This window comes from Pseudomonas sp. BMS12 (assembly GCF_001592875.1).
Classification (GTDB): domain Bacteria; phylum Pseudomonadota; class Gammaproteobacteria; order Pseudomonadales; family Pseudomonadaceae; genus Aquipseudomonas.
Genome location: NZ_LSOF01000012.1, coordinates 13,219 through 29,124 on the forward strand (window position 1 = coordinate 13,219; position 15,906 = coordinate 29,124).

The following is a 15,906-nucleotide window of genomic DNA, read 5'->3' on the forward strand; positions in this document are numbered from 1 at the left end:
GCGAGTTGGTGCGAAGAAGCGCAGTTTACGAGGTGTAAATGAGCATTCTGAGCACCAACTCAACGCCGCCTGGCCGCAGCGCAGCTGACTTTGCGGGGGCTCTTAACAAGTTCAGCGCCGGCATCCGCGAATACAGCCTGTTCCAGGGTGTGCTGCGGGTACTGGAGCGCCTGCGCACTGCTTATCCCGAGCTGGATGAGGAAGCGCTGTACGAGCGCCTGGAGTTCCAGGCCAACCCCAGCCTGGGTTTCCCCGGCAGCGACACCGATCGCCTGGAGTTCTTCGAGGAACACGGCGAACTGCGCGCACGCCTGCGCATCAACCTGGTCGGCCTGTTCGGCGCCGGCTCGCCGCTGCCGGCCTTCTACAGCGAACAGGCCCTGGGTGACGGCCCGGACGGCAACAGCACCCGCGATTTCCTCGACCTGTTCAACGACCGCCTGCAGCGCCTGCTGCTGCCGATCTGGCGCAAATACCGCTATCACGCGCACTACGAAGCGGGCGCCCGCGACGCCTTCTCCGCCAGGCTGTTCGCCCTGATCGGCCTCGGCGGTGAGCGCCTGCGCGCCGCCGAGGACCTCAACTGGCGGCGCCTGCTGCCCTACCTCGGCCTGCTCAGCCTGCGCGCCCACTCGGCGGCGCTGGTCGAGTCGGTGCTGCGCTACTACTTCAAGCACGCCGACCTGCGCATCGAACAGTGCGTCGAGCGCCGCGTCGCGATCATCGCCGAGCAGCGCAACCGCCTCGGCCTGGCCAACAGCCAGCTGGGCGAAAGCCTGGTTTTGGGCGACTCGGTACGCGACCGCGGCGGCAAGTTCCGCATCCATATCCGCCAGCTCAGCTGGGACCGCTTCCACGAATTCCTGCCCATCGGCAACGGCTATCAGCCGCTCTGCGCGCTGGTGCGCTTCACCCTGCGCGACCCGCTCGACTACGACATCCGCCTGGCCCTGCGCCACGAGGAGATCCGCGAGCTGCGTCTCGGCGCAGACAACCCCTGCCACCTGGGCTGGACCAGCTGGCTCGGCCACGAACAGGCCGATGGTGTGGTCACCATCGGCAGCAAGACTCATTAAAGGACTGATGAAATGATCAACGTCGACCTCCAACAGCTGGTCCAGGCACTGGACGCCGAGACCCGCCGCGAACTCGAAGCCGCCGCCGAACGCTGCCTGCAGCGTGGTGGCAGCAAGATCCTGGTCGAAGACCTGCTGCTCGGCCTGCTCGAACGCCGCGACGGCCTGCTGGCCCGTGCCCTGCAGGATGCCGAGGTGGACGCCGGCGAGCTGGCCGCCACCCTGCAGCCGCGCGGCGAGATGAGCGAGTCGCGTAACCCGGTGTTCTCCGCCGAACTGGTGCAGTGGCTGCAGGATGCCCTGCTGGTGGCCAACCTGGAGCTGGGCGCCAGCCAGATCGAACAGGCTGCCCTGCTCCTGGCCCTGCTGCGCAACCCCATGCGTTACGCCGGCACGCGCTACCAGCCGCTGCTGGCGAAGATCGACGCCGAGCGTCTGCGCGACTTCGCCCTCAGCCAGCAACCCCAGAGCGCCGGCGGCAAACCCGCCGCGCCGGGCGAGTCCAACCTGCAGCGCTTCACCCACAACTTCACCCAGCAGGCCCGCGACGGCAAGCTCGACCCGGTGCTGTGCCGCGACGGTGCGATCCGCCAGATGATCGACATCCTCGCCCGCCGGCGGAAGAACAACCCGATCGTGGTCGGCGAGGCCGGTGTCGGCAAGACCGCCCTGGTCGAGGGCCTGGCCCTGCGCATCGCCGCCGGCGAAGTGCCGCACGTACTCAAGGGTGTCGAGCTGCTCGGCCTGGACATGGGCCTGCTGCAGGCCGGTGCCAGCGTCAAGGGCGAGTTCGAGCGCCGCCTGCAAGGGGTGATCGACGAAGTGAAGGGCGCGGCCAAGCCGACCATCCTGTTTATCGACGAGGCCCACACCCTGATCGGCGCTGGCGCCCAGGCCGGTGGCTCGGACGCCGCCAACCTGCTCAAGCCGGCCCTGGCCCGTGGCGAGCTGCGCACCATCGCCGCCACCACCTGGAGCGAATACAAGAAGTACTTCGAGAAGGACCCGGCCCTGGCCCGCCGCTTCCAGCCGGTGCAGCTGCACGAACCGACCGTGCAGGAAGCCGTGACCATCCTCCGTGGCCTGGCCCCGGTGTACGAGAAGAGCCACGGCATCTACCTGCGCGACGATGCCGTGGTCGCCGCCGCCGAGCTGTCCGCCCGCTACCTGGCCGGTCGTCAGCTGCCGGACAAGGCGGTGGACGTGCTGGATACCGCCTGCGCCCGTGTACGCATCAGCCTGGCCGCCGCGCCGGAAGCACTGGAACGCCTGCGTGGCGAGCTGGCCGAAGGCGAGCGCCAACGCCTGGCCCTGCGCCGCGATCTACAGGCCGGCCTGAGCGTGGACGAAGCCGCTCTGGGCGCTCTGGAACAGCGCCTGGCCGAAGCCGCCGTGGAACTGGAGCAGATCGAGTCGCGCTGGAGCGCCCAGCGCCTGTTGGCCGAGCGCCTGCTGGAACTGCGCCAGCAATGCGCCGAGGCCCGCGAGAACGACAACCAGGACGAGCTGACCGCCCTGGAGTGCGAACTGCGCGACGTACAGGCCGAACTCAGCGATGCCCACGCCGCCGAGCGCCTGGTCAGCCATGAGGTCTGCCCGCGCCTGGTCGCCGAAGTGATCAGCCACTGGACCGGCGTGCCGCTGGCCCAGCTGGCCCGCGAGCACAACGCCAAGGTGGCCAGCTTCGCCAGTGACCTGCGCGCCCGCGTGCGTGGCCAGGAGCAGGCCGTGGTGGCACTCGACCGCGCCATGCGCGCCGCCGCCGCCGGGCTGAACAAGGACGACGCGCCGGCCGGCGTATTCCTCCTGGTCGGCCCCAGCGGTGTGGGCAAGACCGAGACCGCTCTGGCCCTGGCCGACCTGCTGTACGGCGGCGAGCGCTTCCTCACCACCATCAACATGTCCGAGTTCCAGGAGAAGCACACCGTGTCGCGGCTGATCGGCGCGCCGCCCGGCTACGTCGGCTACGGCGAGGGTGGCATGCTCACCGAAGCGGTGCGGCAGAAGCCCTACTCGGTGATCCTCCTCGACGAGGTGGAGAAGGCCGACCCGGACGTGATGAACGTCTTCTACCAGATCTTCGACAAGGGCGTGGCCAACGACGGCGAGGGCCGCGAGATCAACTTCCGCAACTGCCTGATCCTGCTCACCTCCAACCTGGCCAGCGAACAGATCGCCGCGCTGTGCGACGGCGAGCACCAGCCATCGGCCGAACAGCTGGAAGAGGCGATCCGCCCAAGCCTCAGCCGTCACTTCAAGCCGGCGCTGCTGGCGCGCATGCGCGTGGTGCCCTACTACCCGGTGGCCGGTGCGGTGATGCGCGAACTGATCGAGCTCAAGCTGCAACGCCTCGGCCAGCGCCTGGCGCGGCGCCAGCTGGACTTCAGCCACAGCCCGGCACTGATCGAGCACCTGGCCGAGCGTTGCGCCAGCGGCGAGAGCGGCGCCCGCCTGATCGACCAGCTGCTGGAGCAGAGCCTGCTGCCGCGCATCGCCGACCGTCTGCTGGACGCCATGGCCAGCGGCGTCGCGGTATCCCGTGTGCACGCCACCCTGGATGGCGAAGGAGCTCTGGCCTGTGAGTTTGCCTGAGCGCCTTCCCGAAATGGCGCCGCTGCTGGGGCAGATGACCCAGCCGCTGGCCTATGCCGAACAACTGCTGCAGCAGTTCACCCGCCTGGCGCACCTGGCGGCTGCCGAGCAGCTGCCCGCCGCATTGACCGAGGCGGCGGCGCAACTGGCCGGCTGCCGCCTGGCCCAGCTGTACCTGCTGGACAGCACCCACACTCGCCTGACCCTGGCCGCCGAGTGGCTGGACGGCCGCCTGGCCGAGCACGAAGCCAGCCTGCCCAGCGACTATGACGGCGAGCAGCTGCTGCAGTATTGCCTGTGCCAGAACCGCCACCTGAGCCTGGCCAGCCTCGACCCCAGCCTGCATGAGACCAGCTTCCTGCCGGCCACCGAGAAGCCCTGGCGCAGCCTGCTGTGCCTGCCGCTGCAGGACGAGCAGGCACGCGTCGCCGGCCTGCTGCTGGTGGCCAGCAGCGGCACCCGCGACCTGGAAGTGTTCACCGCCTCGCTGGCCAGCCTGGGTGCCTTCGCCCTGGCCCAGCACCAGCTGCTGCAACGCCTGCGCGCACCGCAGCCGCTGCAGAACGAGGAACACAGCGAACCGCTGCCCAGCGACTACGGCCTGATCGGCGGCAGCCCGGCCATGCGCGGCGTGTACCAGCTGATCGGCAAGGTGCTGCACAACCCCACCAGCGTACTGCTGACCGGCGAGACCGGCACCGGCAAGGAGCTGGTCGCCCGCGCCATCCATGACTGCGGTTTCCGCCGCAGCCAGGCGTTCATCGTGCAGAACTGCGCCTCGCTGCCGGAAAACCTGCTGGAGAGCGAACTGTTCGGCTACCGCAAGGGCGCCTTCACCGGCGCCGAGCGTGACCGCAAGGGCCTGTTCGACGCCGCCGACGGCGGCACCCTGTTCCTCGACGAGATCGGCGACATGCCCCTGGCCCTGCAGGCCAAGCTGCTGCGCGTGCTGCAGGAAGGCGAAGTGCGCCCGCTGGGCAGCACCCAGACGCACAAGGTCGACGTACGCATCATCGCCGCCACCCACCGCGACCTGCGCGCCCTGGTGGAAGAAGGGCGCTTTCGCGAAGACCTGTTCTATCGCCTGTCGCACTTCCCCATCGAGCTGCCGCCGCTGCGCGCCCGCGCCGAAGACATCCTGCGCCTGGCCCGGCACTTCGCCGAGAAGGCCAGCCACTTCCTGCAGCGCCAGCCGTGCCGCTGGTCCGACGCCGCCCTGGACCACCTGGCCGGCTACGCCTTCCCCGGCAACGTGCGCGAGCTCAAGGGCCTGGTGGAGCGTGCCGTGCTGTTGTGCGAAGGCGGCGAACTGCTGCCCGAGCACTTCAACCTGCAGCAGACCAGCGGCACCGACGACGGCTGCATGAACCTGCGCGAACGCATGGAGAAGGTCGAGCGCAACCTGCTGCTCGACTGCCTGCGCAAGAACCGTGGCAACCAGAGCCAGGCCGCCCGCGAGCTGGGCCTGCCGCGCCGCACCCTGCTGTACCGCATGAGCCGGCTGCAGATCAGCCAGGCCGATGTCTGAGCCGCCGCCCATGCAAACGACTTCCTCAATCACCGCCAGTGGAGAACCCGCGATGTCCCACCGCCTTCTGACCGTCACCCTGCTCGCCGCCCTGCTGTCCCTCGCCGGTTGCGGTGGCAACTACAAATCCAGCGACGGCGACTACCGCCCGCTGGGCGACTCGCAAGACGAACGCCGCGCCGACTGAGCGCAAGGAGCCCCCACCATGGAACTGGTATTCGACATCGTCAGCGCCCAGCAGTACGCCCCGGGACAGCTGAGCAGCATGACCTTCCGCAAGGCCGGCGGCGTGATCGGCCGTGGCGAGGACTGCGACTGGGCCATCCCGGACAGCAAGCGCATCCTCTCCAACCGCCATGCCCAGGTCAGCTACGCCGACGGTCACTTCTACCTGACCGACACCAGCAGCAACGGCGTGACCCTCAAGGACAACGGCGCGCGCCTGCCCAAGGGCGAGCCGCAGCGCATCGAACACGGCAACGTCTACTGCCTCGGTGAACTGGAGATCCGCGCCCGCGTGCTGCAGGACCCGGCGCAGTTCGAGGACAGCATCGGCCAGCGCCAGCACGCCGGCAGCATCATTCCCGACGACGCCTTCCTCGACCTCGACCCCATCGCCGCCCTGCAGCAGCAACCACGCGGCTACACCCCGCTGGACGAGTTCGCCGGCCTGGTGCAGTCGCCGGAAGAACAGCAGGCACGCACCCAGTACGCGCGCATCGACATGGAAAGCCTGCTGGTGCCCGAGCTGGTCGAGGACGTCACGCCCGAACCCGTGGCGCCGCCCCAGCCACAGCCGCGCCCGGCCCCTGCCGCCGAGCCACTGCCGGACGGTTTCTGGCAGCGTTTCGGCGAGGCCCTGGGAGTCAAGCTCGACGACCTCGATGCGGCCGCGCGCGAAGCCCTGGCCGTGCAGGCTGCACGCCTGCTCAAACAGAGCGTCGGCGGCCTGCAGCAGAGCCTGCGCACCCGCAGCGAGCTGAAGAACGAGCTGCGCCTGGCCCTGACCACCGTGCAGAGCGCCGGCAACAACCCGCTCAAGCAGGTCGGCGATGCCGGCGAAACCCTCAGCGCCCTGCTGCGCGGCAACAAGCCCGGCCAGCTGCCCGCCGAACAGGCCGTGGGCCGCGCCTTCCGCGACCTGCAGGCACACCAGGTGGCGCTGTACGCGGCCAGCCGCACGGCGGTGCAGGGCCTGTTCGAACAGTTCGCCCCGGAGCAGCTCGCCCTGCGCTTCGAGCAGGAGCGCAAGCCGCTGATCGCCACCGCCGGCAGCCGCTGGCGCGCCTACCAGCGCCACTTCCGTGCGCTGGAAAAGGACGACGACTGGAGCCAGCGCCTGTTCGCCCGCGACTTCGCCAAGACCTACGAAGAGCAGGTTCGCCTGATCGCCACCCTCAACACCGATTACCAGCCTTCCTAAGAAGCAAGGATGAATGCCATGCGCCGTCTTATCAGCCTTAGCCTGTTGACTCTGCTCGCCACCCTCGGTGGCTGCTCCAGCCTGTCGCCGTTTTCCGACACCACCAAGCTCGACCTGAAGCTGGCGGCCAGCGAGGACCTCAACCCCGACCTGCACGGTCGCCCCTCGCCCATCGTGGTGCGCCTGCTGGAGCTGAAGAACCCCTCGTCGTTCAACAACAGCGACTTCTTCTCGCTGTACCAGCGGCCCAAGGAATCGCTGATGCCCGACCTGGTCAGCTTCGAGGAACTGGAAGTGCGCCCCGGTGAAGAGCGCGAGTTGAAGCTGTCGGTACAGCCCGGCAGCCGTTACGTCGGGGTGATCGCCGCCTACCGCGACCTGCCGGAGGCCAGCTGGCGCTTCGTCGTCAGCCTGCAACCCAGCGAAATCAACCGGGCCGGCCTGCGCCTGGACAAACACGGCATCGCGCCGCTCAAGGAAGAGGACTGAGCAATGGAAATGCTCAAGGTTGTTTGGCAGGAAGGGATGCTCCTGCGCCCGCAGCACTTCCAGCAGAACGATCGCTACTTCGAGCACCAGCTCAAGTCGCGCTCGCGCCTGCAGGACGTCTATCCCTGGGGCTTCTTCAGTCTGGAGATCGACCGCCAGTTTCTCGGCATGGGCAAGCTGGTGCTCAGCCAGGCCAGCGGCGTGCTGCCGGACGGCAGCCTGTTCGAACTGGACGCCAGCCGCGAACCGCTGGCCCTGGACGTACCGCCGAACACGGCGGCCACCCCGGTGTACCTGGCCCTGCCGCTGGTTACCGGCAACCATATCGAGAGCCGCCGCCCGGAGCAGCAGGACGTACTGGCGCGCTACCGCGCCCATGACCTCGACGTGGCCGACTCCAACGCCGGCGACGCCATCGTCAGCCAGGTCAGCTGCGGCCGCCCGGACTTCCGCCTGCTGCTCGGCGACCAGCAGCACGACCAGGCCTTCGTCACCCTCAAGGTGGCGGAGATCTTCGACACCAGCCCGGACGGGGTGATCAGCCTCGACCCGGAATTCAGCCCGACCTTCCTGCACACCCAGGCCTCCAGCTACCTGCTGTCGTGCCTCAAGGAAGTGATCAGCCTGCTCGGCCACCGTGGCGACATCCTCGCCGAGCGCGTGCGTGCCGCCGGCAAGCTGGGCAATACCGAGGTGGGCGACTTCCTCATGCTGCAGCTGGTCAACCGCTACGAGCCACAGCTGCGCCACTACCTCAGCCTGGAGCAGATGCACCCGGAGCTGCTCTATCGCGAGCTGGTCGGCCTGCTCGGCGAGCTGGCCACCTTCGCCGCCGACCACAAGCGCCCACGCCTGGACAGCCGCTACCTGCACAACGACCAGGCCGGCAGCTTCCGCAAGCTGATGGAGGCCCTGCGCCAGGTGCTGTCGATGGTGCTGGAACAGCACGCCATCGAGCTGCCGCTGCAGCAGCGCCAGTACGGCATCCAGGTGTCGCCGCTGCAGGACCACAAGCTGCTCGGCAGCGCCACCTTCGTCCTCGCGGCCAACGCCCAGTGCGAGTCCGAGGAACTGCGCAAGCGCCTGCCGGCGCACCTGAAGATCGCCGCGGTGGAGCGCATCCGCCAGCTGGTCAACCTGCACCTGCCGGGCATCAAGGTCAAACCGCTGCCCGTGGCACCGCGGCAGATCCCGTTCCATGCCGGCAAGAGCTACTTCGCTCTGGAGTTCAGCGCCGAGGAACTGGCGCAGCTGGAAAGCTCCGGCGGCTTTGCCTTCCACGTGTCCGGCGACTTCGCCGGGCTTGAACTGAAATTCTGGGCGATCAGGAGCTGAACATGATCAGGGAAGCACAGGACACCACCGTCGTCCTCAGCCGCCAGGGCGAGAGCAGCGCACCGCGCGGCCCGCTCACCGACTTCAATGCACCGCGCTTCGAGCAGCTCGAAGAGCGCATGGTCTATGCCGCGCGCATGCGCCCGGCGGAGGTCTTCAACATCAGCTTCAACCCGCTGGTGGCCGCCGCCTCGCTGCTGCTCTCGGAGGTGGTGCGGCTGAAGACGAGCGCCGCCGCGGAGAACTTCGACGCGCTCAACGAGCGCCTCAACGTGGCGATCAAGCTTTTCGAGCATCGCGCCCTGCAGGAAGGGGTCGACGGTGGCCAGGTCATGGCCGCGCGCTACGTGCTGTGCACCGTGGTCGACGAGGCCGTGGTCACCACGCCCTGGGGCAACGAGAGCGCGTGGTCGCAGATGAGCCTGCTGTCGACCTTCCACAATGAGACCTTCGGCGGCGAAAAGTTCTTCCAGCTGCTCGAACACCTGTCGCGCAACCCGGTCAAGCACCTGCCCATGCTCGAGCTGATGTACATCTGCCTGTCGCTCGGCTTCGAGGGCAAGTACCGCGTGTTGCCGCGCGGCATGCTCGAACTGGAGGCGATCCGCGACAGCCTGTACCGGCAGATCCGCCAGCTGCGCGGTGACATCCCGCGCGAGCTGTCGCCGCACTGGGAAGGTCTCAAGGAAGGTCGCCGCCGGCTGGTACGCATCGTCCCGGGCTGGCTGGTAGCCGTCGCCACCGTCGCCGGCCTGGCACTGCTCTACGCCGGCTTCAGCTGGGTGCTGCACGAGCAACGCGGCACCGTGCTGCAACCCTATCAGGCGGCCGAGGTTGCCCCGGCCCCCGCACAAAACAATCAGGGATGATCTGAGATGAAGGACTTTCTCAAGAAAACCGCGGCCTTCTTCCGCAAGACCTGGGTCTGGAGCCTGTGCCTGGTCCTGGTACTGGCCCTGCTGATCTGGTTCGTCGGCCCGCTGCTGGCGGTGGCCGACTCCAAGTTCTGGGAATCGGCGGCCAGCCGCCTGGTCAGCATCAGCCTGCTGTTCCTGGCCTGGGGCCTGTTCATCGTCTTCATCAGCTGGCGCGCCAACGTGCGCAAGAAGAAGGAAGCCGAGGACGTCGACGCCCAGGAACGCCTGCGCCGCGAAGGCCTGATCAGCGAGGAGCAGGTCGAACTGCGCGGCCGCTTCAAGCAGGCCCTGCGTACCCTGAAGACCTCCAGTCTGTACCGCGGCCGTAGCGAGAAGTGGCGCAACGAGCTGCCCTGGTACCTGCTGCTCGGCGCCGAGGGCAGCGGCAAGACCAGCCTGCTGGAGTTCTCCGGCCTGGACTTCCCGCTGAACAAGGGCGACGAGCGCCGCCTGACCAAGGACGTCGGCGGCACCCGCTACTGCGACTGGTATTTCGCCGACCACGCCGTGCTGATCGACACCGCCGGCCGCTACCTGACCCAGCCCGACGTGGCCGTGGACAGCCGCGCCTGGCATACCCTGCTGAGCCTGCTGCGCAAGCGCCGCGCACGCCCGCTCAACGGCGTACTGGTCAGTGTGCCGGTCGACACCCTGCTGTATGCCAGCGAGCTGGAGCTGGAAAACTACGCCCGCCAGCTGCGCCAGCGCCTGCACGAACTGCACGCCGAGCTGCGCGCCGAAGTACCGGTGTACCTGGTACTGAGCAAGGCCGACAAGGTCATGGGCTTCGACGAGTTCTTCGACCAGCTGACCCGCGAGGAGAGCGACCAGGTGCTCGGCGCCAGCTTCCGCAAGGGCCAGGTCGCCACCGACGCCGCCGTGGTCCGCCAGGAGTTCGAGGAACTGCTGCGCCGCCTCAACAGCCAGGTGATCATGCGCCTGCACCAGGAGCGCGACACCCAGCGTCGTGGCCATATCCTCGACTTCCCGCACCAGCTCGGCCAGCTCGGCGAGCGCCTGTGCCTGCTGGTGGAACTGGCCTTCAGCGGCAACCGCTACCAGCGCTCCAGCCAGCTGCGCGGCTTCTACCTGACCAGCGCGCCGCAACTGCAGGAGCTGCTCGACCCGAGCACCACCGGCATCGGCCGCAACCTCGGCCTGGCCGGCAGCAGCCTGCCAACCTACCGCAGCGGCCGCGCACGCTTCATCAATCAGCTGCTCAGCCGGGTGATCTTCCCCGAGGCCGAACTGGCCGGGCTGGACGACAAGGAAATCCGCCGTATCGACTGGCGCCAGCGCGCCCTGTATGCCGGCGCGGCAGCCTGCCTGCTGCTGTTCGGCCTGTTCTGGGGCGCCAGCTACTCGGCCAACCACGGCCGCCTCGAACAGCTGCGCGAACTGGCGCTCAAGCTCGACCGTGACGGCGAGAGCCTCAACGCCCAGGACGAAGCCAAGCAGGTACTGCCGCTGCTGGACGGCAGCTACGCCGCGACCCAGGTGTTCCCGAGCAGCGACGACGCCCGCCTGCTGGAGCGTGGTGGCCTGTATCAGGGCCCCAACGTGCAGCCGGAGGTGCATGCCGCCTACCGTCGGCAACTGGAAAGCGAACTGCTGCCGCGCGTGGCACGGCAACTGGAAGGGCAGATCCGCGCCAACCGCGACGACCGCGAGCTGCTGCTCGGCAGCCTGCGTGCCTACCTGATGCTCAACCTGGAAGAGCGCCGTGACCCGGCCTTCATGCAGGACTGGCTGGCCGCCGACTGGTCGCTGCGCTACGCCGGTGACGAACCCACCCAGAAGGACCTCAACAGCCACTTCCAGCGCCTGCTGAGCGAACCCTTCGGCGCCTACCCGCTGAACGACAACCTGGTGGCCGAGGCACGGCAGATCCTGCGCAGCGAGTCGCTGGCCAAGGTGGTCTACCGCATGCTCCGCGACCAGGCCCGCAGCCTGCCGGAGTACCGCATCGCCCAGGCCCTCGGTGCCCAGGCACCGTTGCTGCTCGGCAGCGACTACGCCATCCCCGGCCTGTACACGCAGAAGGGCTATCAGCAGTTCTTCGTCGCCCAGGGCCTCGGCCTGGTGCGCGAGATCCTTGCCGACAACTGGGTACTGGGTGAGGGCAACGCCCTCAGCGAGAAGGACCTCAGCCGCCTGATGGTGGAGCTGGAGCAGCTGTACTTCCGCGACTACGCCAACTACTGGGGCGAGGCCGTGGCCCAGCTGGGCCTGGAGCCGATCGGCAACACCGCCCAGGGCATCGTCACCCTGACCGCGCTGACCGCGGCCAACTCGCCGCTGCTACAGGTGCTGGTGGAAGTGCGTGACAACACCCGCTTCGACCTGCCGGCCGCCGCCGACCAGGTCGACGATCTGGCTGCCCAGGCCAAGCTCGGCAAGAAGGCCAAGCTGGCCGCCGCAGCCGCCGGCAAGGGCCTCGACGCCGTCGCCAAGAGCATGCCGGACACCGCGCGCAAGGCCCTGCAACGCCGTTTCGAACCGCTGCACCGTCTGCTCGACAGCAACGGCGGTGCCGGCCCGGAGCTGGCCGCCACCCTGCAGGCGCTGGATGCCCTGCAGCTGCAACTGACCAGCCTGGCCCACGCCAGCTCACCGGAGCAGTCCGCCTTCGAGATGGCCAAGGCACGCATGCAGGGCCGGCCGGACGCGATCAACCAGGTTCGCGGCAGCGCCGCCCGCCTGCCGCAACCGGTAGCCAACTGGCTGACCCTGGTCGCCGACGACAGCTGGCAGCTGGTGCTGAACGACGCCTACGACTACCTGAACAAGCGCTATCGCAGCGAGCTGTACAGCTTCTACAAGGAGTCGCTGCTCAAGCGTTACCCGTTCAGCGCCAAGAGCGAGAGCGACGTGGCCATCGCCGACTTCCGCGAGTTCTTCAAGGCCGACGGCGTCGCCGATGCCTTCGTCGATCGCTACCTCAAGGCCTTCGTCAGCGACAGCGACGGCAAGTACCAGCTGCGCCGCATGGACGGCCAGGGCCTGCCGTTGTCGCCGGTGTTCCTCAGCCAGATGAACCGCACCCAGGTCATCCGCCGCAGCTTCTTCGCCGAGAACCCGGCCGAGCCGCAGGTGCTGTTCAAGATGGAGCCCTTCGCCCTGGACTACAGCCTCAACCGCGCCGACTTCCGTTTCGGTGGCCAGCAGATGGAATACCGCCACGGCCCGATCGTCTCCACCGCCTTCCGCTGGCCGGCCGAGGGCGCCAGCGAGCGCACCAGCCTGGTCCTCGAAGAACAGGGCGGGCGCCGCGTCGGCATCGAGAAGAACAGCGGGCCCTGGGCACTGTTCCGCCTGCTCGACATGATGCAGGTGGAGAACCACAGCGGTCGTGACGTGCTGCTGGTGAAGGCCAATCTGGATGGTCTGCAGGCCAAGTACCTGTTGCACAGCCAGCGCTCGCCGAACCCCTTCGATGCCAGCCTGCTGCGCCAGTTCAAGCTGCCGGCGACCCTCTGATGAAGGTCGCCCAACGCCTCTGGTCCAGCGCCGCGCGCACCGATACCGGCAAGGTGCGCGCACGCAACGAGGACGCCTTTCTCGACCAGCCGCAGCAGGGCCTGTGGGTGGTCGCCGATGGCATGGGCGGGCACCAGGCCGGCGACCTGGCCAGCCGCCTGATCGTCGAGAGCCTGGCCGAGCTGCCGGCGGGCCTGGATTTCGAGGACCGCCTGGACGCCGTGCGCGACTGCCTGCACCGGCTCAATCGCCACCTCAGCCTGGGCCTGACCCTGACCGCCGAGACGCCCAACCTGCTGGTCGGCAGCACCGTGGTGGCACTGCTCGCCGACGGTAGCCGGGTGGCCTGCCTGTGGGCCGGCGACAGCCGTTGCTACCTGTTGCGCGGACGCCAGCTGTTCCAGCTGACGCGCGATCACTCGCTGCTGCAGCAACTGCTGGACGAGCGCGGCATGAGCCCGGAGCAGGCCGCGCGCCAGCCCGGTGCCCATGCCCTGACCCGGGCCGTCGGCGCCGCCGAGGAGCTGCAGCTGGACATCCTCGAACTGGAAAGCCTGCCCGGCGACGTCTTCCTGCTGTGCAGCGACGGCCTCTACCAGGATCTCGACCACGACCTGCTCACCGCCGCCCTGCTGCGCCCCAGCCCGCAACTGGCCCTGCAGCGCCTGTTCGACCTGGCCCTACAAGGCCCTGCACGCGACAACCTCAGCGCCGTGGTGATCAACCGATGAACGCCGAAGCCCAGGCCTGCAGCGCCGACCTCACCGTCATGGCAGGGGCCAGCCCGAAGCGCGTCGCGCGGCCGCTGCCCGAGGGTTTGCCGCAACTGCTCGGCGGCCGTTACCAGATCGAGCGCCTGCTCGGCGTCGGCGGTATGGGCGCGGTGTACCGGGCCCGCGACCTGCTGCGCGAACAGTTCGGCGAACCACAGCCCTGGGTGGCGCTGAAGACCCTCAGCGAGGACTTCGCCGAATACCCGGACGCCAGCGCCCTGCTCTACAGCGAGTTCGCCCTCACCGCACGCCTCAGCCACCGCAATCTGGTGCGCTTCTACAGCTTCGAGGTCGACCCGGCCTGCCAGCGCGCCTTCATCACCATGGAGCTGCTCAGCGGCAACACCCTCGACCATGTGCTGCACCAGTACCCCAGCGGCCTGCCCTGGGCCGAGGCGCAGCGCATTATCGTCAGCCTGCTCGAAGCCCTGCGCTACGCCCATGAGCAGGGCGTGCTGCACGGCGATCTCAAACCGAGCAACCTGATGCTCGGCGACGACGATATCCGCCTGTTCGACTTCGGTCTCGGCCAGGCCCGCGAAGGTTTCCTGCAGGGCCTGCCACGCCTGGCCCGCAGCCGCTTCGCCGCGTGGACACCGCGCTACGCCGCCCCGGAACTGCTCGATGGCGCGCCGCTCACCGCGTGCGCCGACGTCTATTCCGTGGCCTGCGTGATCTACGAACTGTGCAGCGGCCAACATCCTTTCCGCCGGCAAAGTGCTAAACAGGCACTGGCAATGGAACTGCCGCTGGAAGCCCCCGCAGACCTGCCCCGTGCGCACTGGCCGGCTCTGCGTCGCGCGCTGGCATTCGACCCCGCCCAACGCGGCACCCTGGGCGAACTGCTAAGCACCTTCAGCCCCCAGCGCCCGACGACTTCGCTGCTCGCGCGCCTGCTGCGCCGCCCGGCCTGACGCGGCCCCTCGACAAGGACGATCACATGTTCAACCCCGCCAACCAGACCCACTTCAGCCTGACCCTCGACGGTATCGAGCACGACCTGCAGGTGCTCGAGTTCAGCGGTCGCGAGTCCCTCGACCAGCCTTACCGCTTCGAGGTGGAACTGGTCAGCGAACGCCCCGACCTGGACCTGGCCGAGTTGCTTGGCAAACCGGCCTTCCTCGCCTTCGCCCCGGACGGCAGCGGCATTCACGGCCTGGTTCACGACGCCGGCCAGGGCGAGTCCGGCAAGCGCCTGACCCGCTACCGCCTGACGCTGAGCCCCAAGCTGACCTGGCTCGGCTATCGCAGCAATCAGCGCATCTTCCAGCACCTCAGCGTGCCGCAGATCATCGCCAGCATCCTCGAAGAACACGGCATCCTCGGTGGCGCCTACCGCTTCCAGCTCGGCCCCACCGTCTACCCCGAGCGCGACTACTGCGTGCAGTACGACGAGAGCGATCTGCACTTCATCCAGCGCCTGTGCGAGGAAGAAGGCATTCACTACCACTTCGAGCACTCGGCCGAGCAGCATGTGCTGGTGTTCGGCGACGACCAGACCGGCTTTCCCAAGCTCGGCCAGCCCACCGCCTACGTGCAGGACAGCGGCATGGTCGCCGACGAACCGGTGATCAAGCGCTTCAACCTGCGCCTGGCGACCCGCAGCAACCGGGTGACCCGTCGTGACTACGACTTCGAACAACCACGCCTGCTCCTGGAAAGCGGTGCCAAGGCCGAATTCCAGCCGCCTCTGGAAGACTACGACTACCCCGGCCGCTACACCGAGCGCACGCGCGGCAAGCACCTGAGCCAGCGCGCCCTGGAACGCCACCGCAGCGACTACCAGCTGGCCCAGGGTGAAAGCGACCAACCGCGCCTGGTCAGCGGCCATCTGCTGGAAATCTCCGACCACCCGCGCCACGAATGGAACGACCTGTGGCTGCTGCAGGAAGTTCTGCACGAAGGCAAACAACCGCAGGTGCTGGAAGAATCCATCACTAGTTTCCTCGGCGGCAGTCTCCCCTCTCCCATTCATGGGAGAGGGGCCAGGGGAGAGGGCCATGACACCTTCAAACAGGGCTACCGCAACCGCTTCACCGCCACCCCCTGGGACGTGCTGCACCGCCCGCCCCTGCTGCACCCGAAACCCAAGGTGCTGGGCAGCCAGAGCGCCGTGGTCACCGGGCCTCAGGGCGAAGAGATCCATTGCGACCAGTACGGCCGGGTAAAAGTCCAGTTCCACTGGGACCGCGAGGGCCAGGCCGACGACACCAGCAGCTGCTGGCTGCGCGTCAGCTCCAGCTGGGCCGGCGACCGCTACGGCGGCATCGCCATCCCGCGTGTTGGCATGGAG

Annotated in this window: 12 protein-coding genes; all 12 read left to right on the forward strand. The window is 68.2% G+C overall.

What is annotated here, in order from left to right:
• Window positions 1-38: 38 nt before the first annotated feature.
• Window positions 39-1,076 carry a type VI secretion system baseplate subunit TssG gene (tssG, locus tag AYB31_RS11335; RefSeq protein WP_068828704.1) on the forward strand — a complete coding sequence of 346 codons (1,038 nt, stop codon included), beginning with the start codon at window positions 39-41 and terminating at the stop codon, window positions 1,074-1,076.
• 12 nt (window positions 1,077-1,088) lie between these two features.
• Window positions 1,089-3,668 carry a type VI secretion system ATPase TssH gene (gene tssH, locus AYB31_RS11340; protein WP_068828706.1) on the forward strand — a complete coding sequence of 860 codons (2,580 nt, stop codon included), beginning with the start codon at window positions 1,089-1,091 and terminating at the stop codon, window positions 3,666-3,668.
• Between the two features lie 22 nt (window positions 3,669-3,690).
• The gene (locus tag AYB31_RS11345; RefSeq protein WP_153020706.1) at window positions 3,691-5,196 is read left to right on the forward strand and encodes a sigma-54-dependent Fis family transcriptional regulator; all 1,506 of its coding nucleotides are present in this window, start codon (window positions 3,691-3,693) and stop codon (window positions 5,194-5,196) included.
• Between the two features lie 52 nt (window positions 5,197-5,248).
• Window positions 5,249-5,383: a type VI secretion protein gene (locus AYB31_RS11350; RefSeq protein WP_068828708.1), complete on the forward strand. Its 135-nt coding sequence runs from the start codon at window positions 5,249-5,251 to the stop codon at window positions 5,381-5,383.
• A gap of 18 nt (window positions 5,384-5,401) precedes the next feature.
• Window positions 5,402-6,619, forward strand: a complete 1,218-nt coding sequence (gene tagH / locus AYB31_RS11355; protein WP_068828710.1) for a type VI secretion system-associated FHA domain protein TagH — start codon at window positions 5,402-5,404, stop codon at window positions 6,617-6,619.
• Between the two features lie 18 nt (window positions 6,620-6,637).
• Window positions 6,638-7,108, forward strand: a complete 471-nt coding sequence (tssJ, locus tag AYB31_RS11360) for a type VI secretion system lipoprotein TssJ (protein WP_068828712.1) — start codon at window positions 6,638-6,640, stop codon at window positions 7,106-7,108.
• Window positions 7,109-7,111: 3 nt separating this feature from the next.
• Window positions 7,112-8,443 carry a type VI secretion system baseplate subunit TssK gene (gene tssK / locus AYB31_RS11365; protein ID WP_068828714.1) on the forward strand — a complete coding sequence of 444 codons (1,332 nt, stop codon included), beginning with the start codon at window positions 7,112-7,114 and terminating at the stop codon, window positions 8,441-8,443.
• Between the two features lie 2 nt (window positions 8,444-8,445).
• On the forward strand, window positions 8,446-9,312 hold the full coding sequence (icmH, locus tag AYB31_RS11370) for a type IVB secretion system protein IcmH/DotU (protein ID WP_068828716.1): 867 nt from the start codon (window positions 8,446-8,448) through the stop codon (window positions 9,310-9,312).
• Between the two features lie 6 nt (window positions 9,313-9,318).
• Window positions 9,319-12,840, forward strand: a complete 3,522-nt coding sequence (gene tssM, locus AYB31_RS11375) for a type VI secretion system membrane subunit TssM (RefSeq protein WP_068828718.1) — start codon at window positions 9,319-9,321, stop codon at window positions 12,838-12,840.
• Window positions 12,840-13,571 carry a PP2C family protein-serine/threonine phosphatase gene (locus tag AYB31_RS11380; RefSeq protein ID WP_068828720.1) on the forward strand — a complete coding sequence of 244 codons (732 nt, stop codon included), beginning with the start codon at window positions 12,840-12,842 and terminating at the stop codon, window positions 13,569-13,571. Before tssM ends, AYB31_RS11380 begins: the two co-directional genes overlap by 1 nt.
• Window positions 13,568-14,527 (forward strand): serine/threonine-protein kinase, encoded by a 960-nt coding sequence (locus AYB31_RS11385; RefSeq protein WP_068828721.1) that lies wholly within the window; start codon window positions 13,568-13,570, stop codon window positions 14,525-14,527. Before AYB31_RS11380 ends, AYB31_RS11385 begins: the two co-directional genes overlap by 4 nt.
• Window positions 14,528-14,553: 26 nt before the next feature.
• Window positions 14,554-15,906 (forward strand): type VI secretion system tip protein TssI/VgrG (tssI, locus tag AYB31_RS11390; RefSeq protein ID WP_153020707.1); only part of this gene is annotated, 1,353 nt, incomplete at its 3' end.